General features: G+C 70.3%; 18 protein-coding genes. 17 read left to right on the top strand and 1 reads right to left on the bottom strand.

Annotated features, from left to right (window positions below; all coding sequences use genetic code 11):
• Positions 1–4: 4 nt before the first annotated feature.
• The 17 genes from PSK12I2_RS0121205 to PSK12I2_RS0121120 all read left to right on the top strand — a co-directional run bounded on the left by PSK12I2_RS0121205 (position 5) and on the right by PSK12I2_RS0121120 (position 15,306).
• Positions 5–577 (top strand): membrane protein, encoded by a 573-nt coding sequence (locus tag PSK12I2_RS0121205; protein WP_037008004.1) that lies wholly within the window; start codon positions 5–7, stop codon positions 575–577.
• The gene (locus tag PSK12I2_RS0121200) at positions 574–2,220 is read left to right on the top strand and encodes an AMP-binding protein (RefSeq protein WP_027599967.1); all 1,647 of its coding nucleotides are present in this window, start codon (positions 574–576) and stop codon (positions 2,218–2,220) included. The genes PSK12I2_RS0121205 and PSK12I2_RS0121200 overlap by 4 nt, the downstream gene beginning before the upstream one ends.
• A complete protein-coding gene (locus tag PSK12I2_RS0121195; RefSeq protein ID WP_027599966.1) occupies positions 2,217–2,954 on the top strand; it encodes a glycosyltransferase family 2 protein in 738 nt (245 codons plus the stop codon). Before PSK12I2_RS0121200 ends, PSK12I2_RS0121195 begins: the two co-directional genes overlap by 4 nt.
• On the top strand, positions 2,951–3,871 hold the full coding sequence (locus PSK12I2_RS0121190; RefSeq protein ID WP_027599965.1) for a glycosyl transferase: 921 nt from the start codon (positions 2,951–2,953) through the stop codon (positions 3,869–3,871). Before PSK12I2_RS0121195 ends, PSK12I2_RS0121190 begins: the two co-directional genes overlap by 4 nt.
• Positions 3,861–5,387, top strand: coding sequence for a histidine ammonia-lyase (gene hutH / locus PSK12I2_RS0121185; RefSeq protein ID WP_027599964.1), 1,527 nt, complete (start codon positions 3,861–3,863; stop codon positions 5,385–5,387). Before PSK12I2_RS0121190 ends, hutH begins: the two co-directional genes overlap by 11 nt.
• Positions 5,380–5,814, top strand: a complete 435-nt coding sequence (locus PSK12I2_RS0121180; protein WP_027599963.1) for a thioesterase family protein — start codon at positions 5,380–5,382, stop codon at positions 5,812–5,814. Before hutH ends, PSK12I2_RS0121180 begins: the two co-directional genes overlap by 8 nt.
• On the top strand, positions 5,802–6,386 hold the full coding sequence (locus PSK12I2_RS0121175) for an outer membrane lipoprotein carrier protein LolA (RefSeq protein WP_027599962.1): 585 nt from the start codon (positions 5,802–5,804) through the stop codon (positions 6,384–6,386). The genes PSK12I2_RS0121180 and PSK12I2_RS0121175 overlap by 13 nt, the downstream gene beginning before the upstream one ends.
• Positions 6,383–8,707 (top strand): MMPL family transporter, encoded by a 2,325-nt coding sequence (locus tag PSK12I2_RS0121170; protein WP_027599961.1) that lies wholly within the window; start codon positions 6,383–6,385, stop codon positions 8,705–8,707. The genes PSK12I2_RS0121175 and PSK12I2_RS0121170 overlap by 4 nt, the downstream gene beginning before the upstream one ends.
• Positions 8,700–9,947 (top strand): NAD(P)/FAD-dependent oxidoreductase, encoded by a 1,248-nt coding sequence (locus tag PSK12I2_RS0121165; protein ID WP_027599960.1) that lies wholly within the window; start codon positions 8,700–8,702, stop codon positions 9,945–9,947. Before PSK12I2_RS0121170 ends, PSK12I2_RS0121165 begins: the two co-directional genes overlap by 8 nt.
• On the top strand, positions 9,944–10,444 hold the full coding sequence (locus PSK12I2_RS0121160) for a hypothetical protein (protein WP_027599959.1): 501 nt from the start codon (positions 9,944–9,946) through the stop codon (positions 10,442–10,444). Before PSK12I2_RS0121165 ends, PSK12I2_RS0121160 begins: the two co-directional genes overlap by 4 nt.
• Positions 10,441–11,625 carry a beta-ketoacyl-[acyl-carrier-protein] synthase family protein gene (locus tag PSK12I2_RS24255; RefSeq protein ID WP_037008001.1) on the top strand — a complete coding sequence of 395 codons (1,185 nt, stop codon included), beginning with the start codon at positions 10,441–10,443 and terminating at the stop codon, positions 11,623–11,625. Before PSK12I2_RS0121160 ends, PSK12I2_RS24255 begins: the two co-directional genes overlap by 4 nt.
• Positions 11,622–12,071, top strand: a complete 450-nt coding sequence (locus PSK12I2_RS0121145) for a hotdog family protein (protein WP_007161062.1) — start codon at positions 11,622–11,624, stop codon at positions 12,069–12,071. Before PSK12I2_RS24255 ends, PSK12I2_RS0121145 begins: the two co-directional genes overlap by 4 nt.
• Positions 12,068–12,805, top strand: coding sequence for a 3-oxoacyl-ACP reductase FabG (fabG, locus tag PSK12I2_RS0121140; protein ID WP_027599957.1), 738 nt, complete (start codon positions 12,068–12,070; stop codon positions 12,803–12,805). Before PSK12I2_RS0121145 ends, fabG begins: the two co-directional genes overlap by 4 nt.
• The gene (locus tag PSK12I2_RS0121135; protein ID WP_027599956.1) at positions 12,805–14,037 is read left to right on the top strand and encodes a beta-ketoacyl-ACP synthase; all 1,233 of its coding nucleotides are present in this window, start codon (positions 12,805–12,807) and stop codon (positions 14,035–14,037) included. The genes fabG and PSK12I2_RS0121135 overlap by 1 nt, the downstream gene beginning before the upstream one ends.
• A 23-nt stretch (positions 14,038–14,060) precedes the next feature.
• Positions 14,061–14,459, top strand: a complete 399-nt coding sequence (locus tag PSK12I2_RS0121130; protein WP_027599955.1) for a hypothetical protein — start codon at positions 14,061–14,063, stop codon at positions 14,457–14,459.
• Between the two features lie 101 nt (positions 14,460–14,560).
• The gene (locus PSK12I2_RS0121125) at positions 14,561–15,010 is read left to right on the top strand and encodes a hypothetical protein (RefSeq protein WP_007161066.1); all 450 of its coding nucleotides are present in this window, start codon (positions 14,561–14,563) and stop codon (positions 15,008–15,010) included.
• Positions 15,011–15,069: 59 nt separating this feature from the next.
• Complete coding sequence (locus tag PSK12I2_RS0121120; protein WP_027599954.1) at positions 15,070–15,306, top strand: hypothetical protein; 237 nt, start codon at positions 15,070–15,072, stop codon at positions 15,304–15,306.
• Between the two features lie 576 nt (positions 15,307–15,882).
• Here PSK12I2_RS0121120 and ilvA read toward each other — a convergent pair.
• Positions 15,883–16,791: threonine ammonia-lyase, biosynthetic (gene ilvA / locus PSK12I2_RS0121115; protein WP_027599953.1), on the bottom strand; the 909-nt coding region annotated here is incomplete at its 5' end.

The following is a 16,791-nucleotide window of genomic DNA, read 5'->3' as shown; positions in this document are numbered from 1 at the left end:
GCTTATGAGTGCCCTGCCTTCCCGCTCTCCCCTGGGCCTGGTCGCCAGTGCCCTGCTGCTCCTGCTCGGCCTGGCCTATCCCTTCGCCGTCTACTTCGGCCTGCAGCACCTGTCGCCACGGCTGTTCGCCGCCGGCCTCGGCGTCCTCTGGGGCCTGCGCCTGCTGCAACCCGGTCTCAACGGCCTGCAGCGCGGCACCGCCCTGGTCGCCCTGGGCTTCTGCCTGCTGCTGGCCCTGAGCGACGCCGCCGTCCTGCTGCGCTGGTATCCGGTGCTGCTCAGCCTCTTCCTGCTGGCGGTGTTCGGCCTGAGCCTGCTGCGCGGCCAGCCGCTGATCGAGCGCCTGGCACGGCTGCGCGAACCCGAGTTGCCGCCGCGCGCGGTGCGCTATACCCGCCGGGTGACCCAGGTCTGGTGCCTGTTCTTTCTGGGCAATGCGCTGACCGCCGCCGGCCTGGCGCTGTGGGCGCCGCTGGCCTGGTGGACGCTCTATACCGGCGTCATCGCCTATGGCCTGATGGGCCTGCTGTTCGCCGGCGAATGGCTGGTCCGCCAGCGCGTGCGGAGGCTGCCATGACCTTTACCCCCCTGGCCGAATTGCTCGCGCCCGCGAGCCCGCTGGACCTGGTGCTCAGGCAGCGCGCCCTGCAGCTGGCGGCCGCCTTCCAGAACGCCGGTCTCAGGCGCCTGGCCTTGCACCTGGACGATGCCGAAGACCTGGCCTGCGCCCTGCTCGGCGCCTGGCGCGCCGGGATCGAGGTGATCCTGCCGGCGGATGCCCAGCCCGCCACCCGCGCGCGCCTGGCGCCGACGCTCGATGCCTGGCTCGACGACCTCGACGGCTGGACCGCGGCCGAACCCCTGACGCCCGCCCGGCTCGATCTGCAGGCGCCGCTGCTGACCCTGAGCACCTCGGGCTCCAGCGGTGAACCCAAACTCATCGCCAAGCAGTTGTTCCAGCTGGCCAACGAGGTCGCCGCCCTGGAGCGCCTCTGGGGCGCGTCCCTTGGCGCGGCGACCGTCCTTGGCAGCGTCTCCACCCAGCACATCTATGGCCTGCTGTTTCGCGTGCTCTGGCCGCTCTGCGCCGGGCGGCCCTTCGCCCGCCAGGCGCTGCCCTTCACCGAGGAATTGCAGCGCGAGACCGCCGCCCTGTCGCGCCAGGGCCGGCGCGCGGTGTGGATCAGCAGTCCGGCATTGCTCAAGCGCCTGGGCGAGAATCTCGACGATGCCGTCCTCGGCCAGGTGGTGCAGGTATTCTCTTCTGGCGGCGTGCTGCCAGGCGCGGCCGCCAAGGCCTGTCAGCAACGCTTCGGTCGTTATCCCACCGAGGTCTATGGCAGCTCCGAGACCGGCGGCATCGCCTGGCGGAGAGGCCCGCAACCCTGGCAGGCCTTTGCCGACATCGAGCTGGGCCAGGATGCCGAGGGCGCCCTCTGGCTGACCTCGCCCTACCTGCCCCAGGGCGTGCGCGAGCAGACCATGGACGACGTGCGCCTGCTGGGCGACGGCCGCTTCGAGTTGCTCGGCCGCCTGGATCGCATCGTCAAGCTGGAAGAAAAACGCATCGCCCTGCCAGCCCTCGAAGCGCGGCTGCTCGGCCATCCCGCCATCGCCGATGTCCGCCTGGGCGTGGTGCAGCAGGGCCGCGCCCTGCTCGGCGCCCTGGTCGCCCTGAGCGAGCGCGGTCTGCACCAGCTGCGCAACGGCGGTCGCCGCGCCCTGGTGGCCGAGCTGCGCGAACACCTGGTCGGCCATTGCGAGGCCATCGCCCTGCCGCGCCGCTGGCGCCTGCTGCTGGCGCTGCCCTATAGCGCCCAGGGCAAACTGGCCCAGGCCGAGGTGGAGCGCCTGCTGGCCCAGCCCCGGCCGGTGGAGATCGAGCCCCTCAGTGTCGAGCAGACCGCAGATGGCTGGCGGCTGGAGCTGGAAGTCGCGCCGGACCTGGCGTTCTTTTCCGGCCACTTCCCCACGGCGCCGGTGGTGCCCGGAGTGGTCCAGGTGGGCTGGGCCCAGCGCCTGGCGCGCCAGCACCTGGCCCTGCCGGCGGACTTCGCCGGGATGGAGGTGCTGAAATTCCAGCAGCTGCTGCGCCCCGGCGATCGGGTGACCCTGACCTTCCATTTCGACGCCAGCCGCAGCAAGTTGCACTTCGCCTTTCGCCAGGGTACGGCGGCTTGCTCGTCCGGGCGCATCCTGCTCAAGGAGGCGCGGTCTTGAGCTTTCGTGCCTGCGCGGTGATCCCAGTGTTCGACCACGAGCACGCTCTGCCGCTGGTAGTCCAGGCGCTGCGCCAGCGCGCCCTGCCCTGCGTGCTGGTGGACGACGCCTCCAGTCCCGCCTGCGCCCAGGTGATGGACGAGCTGGCCACGCAACCCGACATCCACCTGCTGCGCCTGCCGGTCAACCAGGGCAAGGGCGGCGCGGTGATGGCCGGCCTCGCCGAGGCGCAGCGCCTGGGCTTCAGCCATGCCCTGCAGGTGGACGCCGACGGCCAGCACGACCTGGCCGACGTGGCCGCCTTTCTCGCCGAGGCCCAGGCTTATCCAGACGCGCTGATCTGCGGCTATCCGCAATTCGACGACTCGGTGCCCAAGGGCCGGCTCTATGCCCGCTACCTCACCCATGTCTGGGTCTGGATCAACAGCCTGTCGCTGGAGATCCGCGACAGCATGTGCGGCTTTCGCGTCTATCCGCTGGCACCGACCCTGGCGGTGATCCGCGCCGGCGGCCTGGGCAAGCGCATGGATTTCGACCCGGAGATCCTGGTGCGCCTGGCCTGGCGCGACCAGCCCATGCGCTGGCGTCCGACCCGGGTGCACTATCCGCTGGATGGCCGCTCGCACTTTCGCCTCTGGCAGGACAACGTGCTGATCTCGCGCATGCACACCCGGCTGTTCTTCGGCATGCTGCTGCGCGCGCCGCGCCTGCTCTGGCGCCGGGTGCGCGGATGAGCGGCCACTGGGCGCAGCAGCGCGAGCGCGGCAGCCCCGTGCTGATGCGCCTCACCGCCTGGCTGGCGCGGCACCTGGGCCGCCGCGCCATCGCCCCGCTGCTGCGGCTGATCGTGCTGTACTTCTTTCTGTTCGGCGCCCGCGCCCGCCGTGGCATCCGCGAGTACCAGCAGCGCCTGGCCGACTGGAGCGGTCGTCCCGAGCTGCAGCCCAGCTGGCGCAGCGGCTATGCCCAGTTCATGGCCTTCGCCGAAGCCCTGCTGGACAAGCTCGATGCCTGGAACGGCCGTCTCGGCCTGGATCAGGTGCAGTTGCACGACCCGGACCAGGTGCACGGCCGCATGCACGGGCCGCGCGGCGAGATCCTGGTCACCGCCCACCTGGGCAACCTCGAAGTCTGTCGCGCCCTGGCCCAGCTGGGGCGGCGGGTACGCCTCAACGTGCTGGTGCACACCCGCCACGCCGAGGCCTTCAATCGCCTGCTGGAAGAAGCCGGCGCCAGCGACCTGCGGCTGATCCAGGTCAGCGAGCTGGACCCGGCGGTGATGCTGCAGCTGAGCGAGCGCCTGGAGCGCGGCGAGTGGCTGGCCATCGCCGGCGACCGGGTGCCGCTGCATGGCGGGCGCACCGTGGCGGTGGATTTTCTCGGCGCCCCGGCACCCTTCCCCCAGGGGCCTTGGCTGCTGGCCCACCTACTGCGCTGCCCGACCAACCTGCTGTTCTGCCTGCGCGAAGCCGACGGCTACCACCTCTACCTGGAAGACTTCGCCCCGGCGCCAAGCTGGCGCCGCCAGGAGCGCGCCGCCGGCATCCAGGGCCTGGCCCAGGCCTATGCCGAGCGCCTCGCCGCCCATTGCCTCAAGGCGCCGCGGCAGTGGTTCAACTTCTATCCCTTCTGGAGTCGCGATGAACGCTAGTGTTCGCTTTGGTAGCCAGGCCCTCGCCCTCGAAGAGCTGGTCGCCCTGGCCGAGGGCCGGGCCCGGGCCGACCTGCAGGACGACGCGGCCTTTCGCGACGGCATCGCCCGCGGCGCGCGCTTCGTCGAGTCGCTGCTGGCCCGCGAGGGCTCGGTCTACGGCATCACCACCGGCTATGGCGACTCCTGCGTGGTCGCCGTGCCCCTCGCACAGGTCGAGGCCCTGCCACGCCAGCTCTATACCTTCCACGGCTGCGGCCTGGGTCGTCACCTGGACCCGACGGCGACCCGCGCGGTGCTGGCGGCGCGGCTGCAGTCGCTGTGCCAGGGGGTTTCCGGGGTGCGCGTCGAGTTGCTCGAACGCCTCACCGCCTTCTTGCGCGAAGACATCCTGCCGCTGATCCCCGAAGAGGGTTCGGTGGGCGCCAGTGGCGATCTCACCCCGCTGTCCTACGTCGCCGCCGCCCTCTGCGGCGAGCGCCAGGTGCTCTGGCGCAACGAGGTGCGGGACGCCGCCGACGTCCACGCCGAATTGGGCTGGACACCCCTGGTGCTCAGGCCCAAGGAAGCCCTGGCCTTGATGAACGGCACCGCGGTGATGACCGGCCTGGCCTGCCTGGCCTTCGCCCGCGCCGAGTACCTGCTGCGCCTGGCGACCCGCATCACTGCCCTCAACGTGGTGGCCCTGGCCGGCAATCCCGAGCACTTCGACCAGCGCCTGTTCGCCGCCAAGCCCCATCCGGGCCAGGGCCAGGTCGCCGCCTGGCTGCGCGCGGACCTGGCCGCCGAAGGCCCGGCCGCGCCGCTGCACCGCCTGCAGGACAGGTATTCGCTGCGCTGCGCGCCCCATGTGCTGGGGGTGCTGGCCGACAGCCTGCCCTGGCTGCGCCAGTTCATCGAGACCGAACTCAACAGCGCCAACGACAATCCGCTGATCGACGCCGAGGACGAGCGGGTGCTGCACGGCGGCCACTTCTATGGCGGCCACATCGCCTGCGCCATGGACAGCCTCAAGACCCTGGTGGCCAACGTCGCCGACCTGCTCGACCGCCAGCTCGCCCTGCTGGTGGACGCGCGCTACAACCACGGCCTGCCGGGCAATCTCTCCGGCGCACCGGCCGAACGCGCCATGCTCAACCACGGCTTCAAGGCGGTGCAGATCGGCGCCAGCGCCTGGACCGCCGAGGCGCTCAAGGGCACCCTGCCGGCCAGCGTCTTTTCCCGCTCCACCGAATGCCACAACCAGGACAAGGTCAGCATGGGCACCATCGCCGCCCGCGACGCCCTGCGCGTGCTGGAGCTCACCGAGCAGGTGGCCGCCGCCACCCTGCTGGCTGCCCAGCAGGGCGTCTGGCTCAGGCGCCAGCAGGGCACGGAGCCGCCCGCACCGCTGGCCGCCATGCACCGCGACCTGGGCGAGACCTTTGCGCCGCTGATCGAAGACCGCGCCCTGGAGGCCGAATTGCGCCAGACCCTGACCCTGATCCGCGCCCGCCACTGGAGGCTCTATGCGTAAGACCGGTGCCCTGCAGGTCGAGGTGGAGATGCAGATCCCCTTCTTCGACGTCGACATGATGGAAATCGCCTGGCACGGCCATTACGTCAAATACCTGGAAGTGGCGCGCTGCGCCCTGCTCGACCGCCTGGGCCACAACTACCTGCAGATGCGCGAATCCGGCTATGGCTGGCCGGTGATCGACCTGCAGATCCGCTACATCCGTCCCCTGCTGTTCCAGCAGCGCGTGCGGGTAAAGGCCGATCTGGTGGAGTGGGAGAACCGCCTCAAGCTCAACTACCTGATCAGCGATGCCGCCACCGGCGAGCGCCTGACCCGCGCCAGCACCGTGCAGGTGGCCGTGGACATGGCCAGCCGCGAGATGCAGCTGGCTTCGCCCAGGGTCTTCATCGACGCCGTGGAGAGGGCCCTGGCATGCGCACGCTGATCGCTCTGCTGCTCATCCTCGCCGCCCCCCTGGCCCAGGCCTTCGATCTCGACGACCTGGCCACCCAGCTGGCACGGCCGGCCGCGGTCGCGGGCAGCTTCGTCCAGCAACGCTATCTGCGCGCCCTGCCGCAGCCGCTCACCAGCAGCGGCCACTTCACCCTGGCCCGCGGCCTGGGCCTGCTCTGGCGGCTGGAAAAGCCGCTGACCCAGACCTATCGCATCACCCCCGGCGCCATCGCCAAAGAGACCCCCGCCGGCTGGACACCGCTGCCCGGCAGCGACCTGGCCGCGCGCCAGAGTGCGCTGTTCCTCGCCGTGCTCGGCGGCGATCGCAGCGGTCTGGAACGCGACTTCGAATTGGCCCTGAGCGGTGACGCCCGCCACTGGCAGCTGCGCCTGACCCCGCGCGGCGCCCTGCTCAAGCAGGTGTTCGACGGCATCCTCATCCAGGGTGGTGAGCTGGTGGAGCAGGTGGAGATCCGCGAGACCCAGGGCGATCGCAGCCTGCTCAGGCTCGACGGCCAGGCCCGCGACGCCCTCTCCGCCGACCAGCGCGCGGCCTTCCAGTGATCCGCCTGCAGCGCCCCTTCCTGCTATTCCTCTTCGCCCTGCTGGCGCTCAGCGCCTGGCAGTGGCGGCACGGTCCGCCGGTGGCCGCCGATCTGCTGGCGCTGCTGCCCCAGGGCGCCGGTGATGCCCTGACCCTGCAGGCCGAGGCGCGCATGGCCGAGCCGCTCAATCGCGAGGTGCTGCTGCTGGTGGGCCATCCCCAGCGCGAGCGACTGCCGGCCCTGGCCGAGCGCCTGGGCCAGGCCTGGTCGCGGGAGCCGCTGTTCGAAAGGGTGCAGTGGCAACTCACCCCTGACCTGCCCGGCCTGCGCCAGCAACTCCTGGCCAGTCGCCTGGCGCTGGCACCGGGGCCAGCGCGCGACGAGCTGATCAAGACGCCCGACGCCTATCTGCAAGCCCGCGCCGCGGCCCTCTTCGATCCCTTCGCCGGCGCCGGCGCCCTGCCACTGGAGCAGGACTGGTTCGGCCTCGGCCTGCTGGTGCAGCGCCAGCTCACCCCGGCCAGCAAGGTGCAATTCGACGCCGGCAGCGGCCTCTTGCTGACCCAGGGCGACGGCCTGAGCTGGGCGCTGATCCGCGCCCGCACCCGCGCCGATGCCTTCGACTTCGATGCCCCGCCGCAGGTGGAAGCCCTGATCGAGGCCGCCCGCCGCGAGGTAGTGGCCGACGGCGGTCAATTGCTGGCCGCCAGCGGCCTGAGATATGCCGCTGGCGGCCAGGCCACCGCCAGTCGCGAGATGTCGCTGATCGGCGGCCTCGCCACCTTCGGTACCCTGGCCCTGCTGCTGGGGCTGTTCCGGCGCTGGCGGGTGCTGCTCAGCCTGCTGGCGGTGGGCGTGGCCCTCTTGGCCGGCAGCGCCGCCTGCGTGCTGCTGTTCGGCCAGATCAACGCCCTCACCCTGATCCTTGGCGCCAGCCTGACCGGGGTGGCCGCCGATTATCCGCTGCACTATCTCAGCAAGAGCTGGAAGGGCGGTCCCTGGGACGCCACGGCCATCCTGCGCGAGACCCTACCCGGACTGTCCCTCAGCCTGGCCACCAACCTGCTCGGTTATCTGGCGCTGGCCTGCACGCCCTTTCCGGCGCTGACCCAGGTGGCGGTGTTTTCCGCCGCCGGCCTGATCGGCGCCTACCTCACCACCGTCTGCCTCTTGCCGGCCTGGTGGCAGCGCCTGGACCTGGCACCGCCTGCCGCGCCCCTGCGCGTCATGCAACGGCTGCTCGACCTGCGCCTGCGCCTGCTGGCGCGCACCGGCAGCCTGCCGCTGCTGCTAGCTCTGCTGGCCTTTTGCGGCGCCGGTGTCTGGCAGCTGCACCTGCAGAACGACCTGCGCCTCTGGCTCGGCCAGGACCCGACATTGACCCGCGAAGCCCAGGCCATCGCCCGTCTCACCGGCCTGCAACCCACCAGCCAGTTCTTCCTGGTGCGTGGCGCCGATGCCGACCAGGTGCTGGAGCGCCAGACCGCCCTGGGCCAGCGCCTCGACGCCCTGGTCAGCGCCGGCCAGCTGCAGGGCTATCGCGCCCTCAGCGGTCTGCTCGCTCCCGCCGCGGCCCAGGCCGAATTGCGCCAGGCCCTGGCCGGTTGGGGCGAACGCCTGCAACCGCTGCTGGCCGTGGGTATCCCGGCGGAGGCGCTGGAGGCCGAGCTCAAGCAACTGCAGCAGCTGCCCGACCTGAACCTGGACCAGGCCCTGGCCGGCCCCCTGGGCGAACCCTGGCGACCGCTCTGGCTGGGCCGCACGACCGAGGGCGGCGCGGCCGGCCTGGTCAGTCTGCAAGGCCTGGGCAATGCCCAGGTGCTGCAGACAGTGGCCGCAGGCCTGCCCGGCGTGCAATTGGTGGATCGCCTGGGCGAATTGCGCGGACTGTTCGTCCACACCCAGCGCCTGGCGGTGGAACTCAAGCTGCTGGCCTCGGGCGCCATCTTCCTCCTGCTGCTCTGGGCCTTCGGCCGCCGCGCGGCGCTGCGCATCGTCTGCCTGCCGCTGCTGGCGGCCCTGGCGGCCCTGGCCTGCCTGGGCTGGCTGGGTCAGCCGCTGACCCTGTTCAGCCTCTTCGCCCTGCTGCTCATCACCGCCATCGGCGTGGACTACGCCATCCTCATGCACGAGGCCATCGGCGGCGCCGCGGTCAGTCTGCTCGGCGGCCTGCTGTCCGGCGTCGGCAGCTGGCTGTCCTTTGGCCTGCTGATGCTCAGCAGCACCCCGGCCATCGCCAACTTCGGCCTGGCCATCAGCCTGGGCCTGGTGTTCAGCTTTCTGCTGGCGCCCTGGGCCTCGCCCCCCGTCTCCCACGAAAAGGACCTTCGTCATGGTTGAACATCATCCCCTGATCGTCATCGGTGCCGGCCCGGCGGGCGCCGTGGTCGCCGCCCTGCTCAAGCGCCGCGGCCATCCGGTGCTGGTGCTGGAAGCCCAGCACTTTCCGCGCTTTTCCATCGGCGAGAGCCTGCTGTCCCACAGCCTGGACTTCGTCGAGGAAGCCGGGATGCTGCCCGCGGTCGAAGCTGCCGGCTTCCAGACCAAGATTGGCGCGGCCTTCGCCTGGGGCGAGCGCTACACCGACTTCGACTTTCGCGACACCTATAGTGGTGGCCGCAGCACCTTCCAGGTCCAGCGCGGCCCCTTCGACAAGATCCTCGCCGACGACGCCGCGCGCCAGGGGGTTACGATCCGCTACGGTCAGCGCGTCACCGCCGTGACCCTGGGTGAAAACGGCGAAAGGACCCGGCTCGAGGTGCAGGGCGACGACGGCCAGGCCTATGCGCTGACCACTGACTTCCTGCTCGACGCCAGCGGCTACGGCCGCGTGCTGCCCCGCCTGCTGGATCTGGAGGCGCCTTCGGACTTCCCCGTGCGCCGCGCCCTTTTCACCCATGTGGAGGATCGCATCGACGATCCCGGCTTCGACCGCCAGCGCATCCTCATCACCACCCATCCGACCCTGCGGGACGTCTGGTTCTGGACCATTCCCTTCAGCGACGGCCGCACCTCGATCGGGGTGGTCGCCGCCGCCGAGCGCTATGCCGGACGCGCCGCCGATCTCGCCACCTGTCTGCGCGACTGGGTGGCCGAGACCCCGAGCCTGGCCCGGGTGCTGCACAATGCGGTCTGGGATACGCCGGTGCGCGAGCTGGGTGGCTACGCCGCCAACGTCAAGCGCCTGCACGGCCCCGGCTTCGCCCTGCTGGGCAACGCCGCCGAGTTTCTCGATCCGGTGTTTTCCTCGGGCGTGACCATCGCCCTGCGTTCGGCCAGTCTGGCCGCACCGCTGGTGGATCGCCAGCTGCGCGGCGAGTCGGTGGACTGGGAGGCCGAATTCGCCCGGCCGCTCAAGGCGGGCGTCGATACGTTCCGTGCCTATGTGGAGGGCTGGTACGATGGCAGCTTCCAGGACGTCATCTATTTCGAACACGCCGATCCCGAGATCAAGCGCATGATCTGCGCCATTCTCGCCGGCTACGCCTGGGACGTTCGCAACCCCTTCGTCAAGGAGCCCCGGCGGCGCCTGCGCCTGCTCGTCGAGCTCTGTCAGCTGAATGCGGCCCATCCTGCATGACCCTGCCCCGTCCGTTCGTCTTCGCGCTGGCCTGCCTGCTGCTGCTCGCCGCCTGCGCCAGCCAGCCGCCGCTGCCCAGCAGTCCGCCGCCGCTGGCGCGTGCCCTGGTCTACCAGGTGGAGCGCCAGACCGCCGAGGGCAGCGACGCCCTGCTGCTGGCCATCCAGCCGGAAGGCGCCGCCCTGCGCTTTTCGCTGTTCGATCCCCTTGGCGTGCCCCAGGCGCGCCAGCAACTGATCGATGGCGCCTGGCACGCCGACGGCCTCCTGCCGCCCAATCCCCGGGCGCGCACCTTCTTCAGCGTGCTGCTGTTCGCCCTGACCCCGACCGACCAGTTGCCACGGGCCTATGCCGCGGGCGACTGGCAGGGGGCCGCCGACGGCAGCCGCAGCCTCAAGGACTGGCAGGTGCGCTATCCCGCCGCCGACCGCCTGGAGCTGCAGGCGCCGGATGGGTCCAGCTATCACCTGGCGCTCTTGCCGGAGTCCACGCCTTGAGCGCCTACCTGAATGCCCTGGGCCTGCTCTGCGCCCTCGGCCAGGGCAAGGCCGAGGTGGCCCGTGGCCTGTTCGCCGGTGATACGGCCGGCATGCAGCCTACGGCGGGCTGGATTCCCGAGCGCCAGCCGCCGGTGGGTACCGTCACCGCGCCGCTGCCAGCCTGGCCGCTGGAGTGGACACCTTTTTTCAGCCGCAACAACCAGCTGCTGCTGGCGGCCCTGACCGAGATCGAACCCCAGGTGCGCCAGGCCATCGAGCGCCACGGCCCGGCGCGTATCGGCGTGGTGCTGGGCACCAGCACCTCGGGCATCCACGAGGCCAGCCTGGGCATCGCCGTGCACCAGCGCAGCGGCCAGTTGCCCGAGGGCTATGAGTACGCCCAGCAGGAACTGGTGGCGCCGGCGGACTTCCTCGCCCGCTACCTGGGCCTGAGCGGCCCCTGCTACGGCCTTTCCACTGCCTGCACCAGCAGCGCCCGCGCCCTGCTCAGCGCCCGGCGGCTGCTGGTCCAGGGCCATTGCGACGCCGTGCTCTGCGGCGGCGTCGACAGCCTCTGCGGCCTGACCCTGAACGGCTTCGCCGCCCTCGAAGCGGTCAGCGAATCGCTGTGCAATCCCTTCTCGGTCAATCGCTGCGGCATCAACATCGGCGAGGGGGCGGCGCTGTTCCTGCTGACTCGCGAACCCGGCCCCATCGCCCTGCTCGGCGGCGGCGCCAGTTCCGATGCCCACCATATCTCCGCCCCCGATCCCAGCGGGCGCGGCGCCGTCCAGGCCATGCAGGCCGCCCTGCGCGCCAGCGGCCTGCAGCCGGGGGACATCGGCTATCTCAACCTGCACGGCACCGCCACGCCGCACAACGACGCCATGGAAAGCCAGGCCACCCACCAGGTGTTTCCGGCCGGGGTGCCCTGCTCCTCCACCAAGCCGCTGACCGGCCATACCCTCGGCGCCGCCGGCGCCCTGGAAGCCGCCTTCGCCTGGCTGACCCTGGACCCGCAGCTCAATCCCGCCGGCCAGTTGCCGCCGCAGCGCTGGGACGGCCAGGCCGATCCGGCCCTGCCACGGCTGGCGCTGACGGATGCCGACAGCCGCCTGGACGGTCGCCGCCACGCCATGAGCAACAGCTTCGCCTTTGGCGGCAGCAACGTCAGCCTCATCCTCGGAGCCACGCCATGATCCCCTGGACCCTCGCCGAGCTGGTGCCCCACGCCGGCGACATGCTGCTGATCGACGAGATCCTCGCCTGCGACGAGAGCGGCATCGAGACCCGCCTGGTGGTCAGGCCCGGCCTCTTCACCGATGCCGCGGGCGCCCTGCCGGCCTGGATCGGCGTGGAACTGATGGCCCAGAGCGTGGCCGCCTTCGCCGGCTGCCAGGCGCGCCGTCGCGGCGAGGCCCCGGCCCTGGGCTTTCTGCTCGGCACCCGCCAGTTCGCCTGCGACGTGCCGGCCTTTCCCGCCGGTGGCGAATTGCGCATCCGCGCCCAGCCGGCGCTGGAAAACGACGACGGCATGGCCATCTTCGACTGCCACCTGCAGGGCCCTGGCTGCCAGGCCAGCGCCCGCCTGAACGTCTACCGTCCACCCCAGGTGGATCTGTATCTAGAGGAGCCCGCGCCATGAGCGTCGCCCCCGCTCCGGTCCTGGTGACCGGTTCCAGCCGCGGCCTGGGCCGCGCCATCGCCCTGCGCCTGGCCGCCGCCGGCCATGACCTGGTGCTGCACTGCCGCAGCCGCCGCGAGGAAGCCGAGGCGGTGCGCGCCGAGGTCGAGGCCCTGGGTCGCAACGCCCGGGTGCTGCAATTCGACGTCGGCGACCGCGCCGCCTGCGCCGCCATCCTGGAGGCCGACACCGAGGCCCACGGCGGCTACTACGGGGTGGTCTGCAACGCCGGCCTGACCCGCGACGGCGCCTTTCCGGCGCTGACCGGCGAGGACTGGGATGTGGTCCTGCGCACCAACCTCGACGGCTTCTACAACGTGCTGCACCCGGTGGTCATGCCGATGATCCGCCGCCGCGCGCCGGGGCGCATCGTCTGCATCACCTCGGTCTCCGGGCTGATCGGCAATCGCGGCCAGGTCAACTACAGCGCCTCCAAGGCCGGCCTGATCGGCGCCGCCAAGGCCCTGGCCGTGGAGCTGGCCAAGCGCAAGATCACCGTCAATTGCGTGGCCCCGGGGCTGATCGACACCGAGATCCTCGACGAGCACGTGCCGGTGGAGAAGATCCTCGAGATGATCCCGGCCGGGCGCATGGGCACCCCCGAGGAGGTGGCCCACGCCGTGGCCTTCCTGCTCGCCCCCGAGGCCGGCTACATCACCCGCCAGGTGCTGGCGGTCAACGGAGGACTGTGCTGATGAGCGCGCGCCGCGTCGTGATCACCGGGATGGCCGGCGTCACCGCCCTGGGCAGTGACTGGCCGACCATCCGCGACCATTTCCTCGCCGGCCACAGCGGCATCCGCCGCATGGACGCCTGGGATCGCTACACCGAGATGAATACCCGTCTGGGCGGCCCCATCGTCGACTTCCAGGTGCCGGGCCACTGGACCCGCAAGCAGTTGCGCAGCATGGGGCGGGTGTCCCAGCTGGCGGTGGCCGCCGGCGAGCGCGCCCTGGCCGATGCGGGGCTGCTGGACGACGCCCGCATCACCGACGGCCGCATGGGCGTGGCCTGCGGCTCCTCCACCGGCAGCACCGACGACATCAAGGCCCTGGCCAACATGCTGCTCAGCGACGCCGCGGTGGGCCTCAACGCCAACACCTATGTGCGCATGATGCCGCACACGGCGGCCGCCAACCTGAGTCTGTTCTTTGGTCTCAAGGGCCGCTTGATCCCCACCTCCAGCGCCTGCACCAGCGGCAGCCAGGGCATCGGCTACGCCTACGAGGCCATCAAGTTCGGGCGCCTGCCGCTGATGCTGGCCGGCGGCGCCGAAGAACTCTGTCCCAGCGAGGCCATGGTCTTCGACACCCTCTATGCCACCAGCCTGCGCAACGACGCCCCCCAGACCTCGCCGCGTCCCTACGACCGCAGTCGCGACGGCCTGGTGATCGGCGAAGGCGCCGGCATCCTGGTACTGGAAGAACTGGAACACGCCCGGGCGCGGGGTGCGCACATCCATGCCGAGATCGTCGGCTTCGGCAGCAACGCCGATGGCCAGCACTCCACCCGCCCCGAGCAGGCCACCATGCAACGCGCCATGGAGCTGGCCCTGGAAGACGCCGGGCTGACCCCGGACGCCATCGGCTACGTCAACGGCCACGGCACCGCCACCGAACAGGGCGACATCGCCGAGACCCGCGCCACCCAGGCGCTGTTCGGCGCCCGCATGCCCATCAGCTCGCAGAAGAGCTACCTGGGCCATACCCTGGGTGCCTGCGGCGCCCTGGAATCCTGGTTCAGCATCGCCATGATGAACGAGGAGCTGTTCGTGCCCACCCTCAACCTCGACGAGCTGGATCCCCAGTGCGGCGAACTGGACTATCTGCGCGGCGGGCCGCGCGCGCTGCGCACCGACAATGTGATGAACAACAATTTCGCCTTTGGCGGGGTGAACACCTCGCTGATCTTCCGCCGCTGGTCCTGATGACCCTATCACGAGGTATGCCCATGTTGCGTCGCCTGTTGCTTGTCTCCGCTCTGCTGTTTCTGGCGGCCTGCACCCGCGCGCCCCTGGTGACGCCCCAGGAGGTCTTTCCCGCCGATCGGGTGGAGAACGCCGCCGATGTCCGCCGCGCCATCGTCAACACCCTCGAACGCCGTGGCTGGAGCGTCGGCCAGGAGAGCCCCGGCCTGGTGGTCGCCAGCATCGTGGTGCGCGATCGCCACCAGGCCTGGGTCGACATCCCCTACAGCACCAAGGGCTACCAGATCCGCTACCGCGACAGCGCCGGCCTCGACTACGACGGCGAGCGCATCCATCGCAACTACAACAAATGGGTCCAGCTGCTCGACGCCGACATCCGCCGGCAACTGCAGTTACCGGCCCCCGCAGCCGCCGCGGAGTGACCATCCGCGGTCTGCGCGATAGCACAGAACGCCGGTCCCACGGCTGACGGAGCGGGCGTTCTGGGTTAAACAGTCATCCCCACCACCACAAGGAAGTCACCATGCGTATCCTCACCTCCACCCTCGCCCTCACCCTGAGCCTGGCCGCGCTGCTGCCCGGCGCCGCCCAGGCCCGCGACACCACCCTGCAACTGCCCTTCGCCGAAGTCGTCCAGGAAGCCCTGGCCGCCAAGCGCCTGGATGGCAGCGTGAAGTTCTACCTGGCCGGCAATCCGGTGCCGGGCAAGGCCACGGTGGTCAACTCCAGCATCACCACCAATCAGAAGACCAACGCCTTCAACAAGACCGATGAGGTCGCCTGCCGCTGGGTGCTGCAATCGGCGCTGATCCGCCTGCAGGAAGCGGCCAAGGCCGCCGGTGCCAATGCGGTCACCGACATCACCAGCTACTACAAGAAGAACGAGTGGAGCGATCCCACCCGCTACGAGTGCCACGCCGGCGCCCTCATGGCCGGTGTCGCCCTCAAGGGCAAGCTGGTCATCCTCAAGTAGATCGGAACGGCGGCGCGCCTGGGTGGGTCTGTCTAGAGGCCTACCTAGAGGCCGCCGCCATGCCCATGTTTCGCGTCCACTACCGCAAGGACGGCGAGTCCCGCCAGCTCGACCTCGAGCATCCGCAGGCCAGTCTCGCCCCGCACGAAGCCGCCCTGGCCGTGCTGGAACAGCTGCGCGCCGACGCCGAGAACAGCCTGGCGCTGCCGCCCGCCGATGCTCCCGCCGCGGCCATCCTGCGCCAGGCGGAGGTGCATGGATTGACGGATATCCGAGTGGAGCCGCTGGCTTCGTAGGTTGGCGCTGAGCGTCTGGCGCGTGGTCATCCTCACCCAACCCTCTCCCGCAGGGAGAAGGGGCGGTTGGGCTCCGCAGCGCGTAGCGCGGAAAACCGCGCAGCGTTTTCCACTTTTTGCGCCAAATACCAATCGCGGCCATGGGCCGCTCCTACAGGCTTGACCGTAGGAGAGGCCGCATCGGCGGACCGCCATGGCCGCGATCAATTGCGCTTACCCGTAGCGTGGAAAACGGCGCAGCCTTTTCCGCAGACGAGCCGCGGTGCCAACGGTGGATAAGACTGCGCCGTTATCCACCCTACCCGTAGCTTGGCGCTGGGCGCCGCAAAGTCCAGCAGGTGGCACCTTCCGGTATGGGGCTACCCTCACCCCAGCCCTCTCCCCGAGGGAGAGGGGGCGGTCTGGTCCAGCGTGGGCTTGTGGGCGCATCGCGGCCATGGCGGTCCGCCGCTGCGGTCGCGCCTACAAGAACATCATTCCCTGTAGGAGCGGCCCATGGCCGCGATCATCGCCGTAGCGTGGATAAGGCTGCGCCGTTGTCCACCCTACCTGCAGCGAAGCCCAACGCCGCCAGATCTAGCCCAGGAACAACCGATACGCCGGATTCTCCGTCTCGTCCCAATAGCGATAGCCGATGGCATCCAGGGTCGCCAGCAGCTCTTCCCGCTCGGTCTGGCTGGCTTCCAGCCCCGCGAACACCCGCCCGTCCGCCGCGCCGTGGTTGCGGTAATGGAACATGCTGATGTTCCAGCGCCCGCCCAGCTTTTCGAGAAAGTCGAACAGTGCCCCGGGGCGCTCGGGGAATTCGAAGCGGAACACCTGCTCCTGGCCGACCCGCGCCGCGTGGCCGCCCACGGTGTGGCGGATATGCAGCTTGGCCAGCTCGTTGTCGGTCAGGTCCAGCACCGGAAAACCCTGATCGCGCAGGCCCTGGATGAGGGCGTCGCGCGGATCGCGCTGAGGATGGGTCTGGACGCCGACGAAGATGTGCGCCTCTTCGCCGGTGTGATAGCGATAGTTGAATTCGGTGATCTGCCGCCGGCCCAGGGCCTCGCAGAAGGCGCGGAAGCTGCCCGGCCGCTCGGGGATGGTCACGGCGATGATGGCTTCGCGCTGCTCGCCCAGTTCGGCGCGCTCGGCCACGTGTCTCAGCCGATCGAAATTGATGTTGGCGCCGGAGTCGATGGCCACCAGCACCTGGCCGCTCGAACCTTCCCGCTCGGCGTATTTCTTGATCCCCGCCACGCCCAGGGCGCCCGAGGGCTCGGTGATGGAGCGGGTATCGTCGTAGATGTCCTTGATCGCCGCGCAGATCTCATCCGAGCTGACGGTGATGACCTCGTCGACATAACGGCGGCAGATCTCGAAGGTGTGGTGGCCGATCTGGGCCACGGCCACGCCGTCGGCGAACAGCCCCACCCGCGGCAGCACCACCCGCTCACCGGCGGCCATGGCCTGCTGCAGGCAGTTGGAATCGTCCGGTTC

Origin of the sequence: Pseudomonas sp. MOIL14HWK12:I2, from assembly GCF_000510745.1 — a bacterium.
In the GTDB taxonomy this organism is placed as follows: domain Bacteria; phylum Pseudomonadota; class Gammaproteobacteria; order Pseudomonadales; family Pseudomonadaceae; genus Chryseomonas; species Chryseomonas oryzihabitans.
Note: the sequence above shows the minus strand (reverse complement) of the source record. Positions and strands in the feature narration are given on the sequence as shown.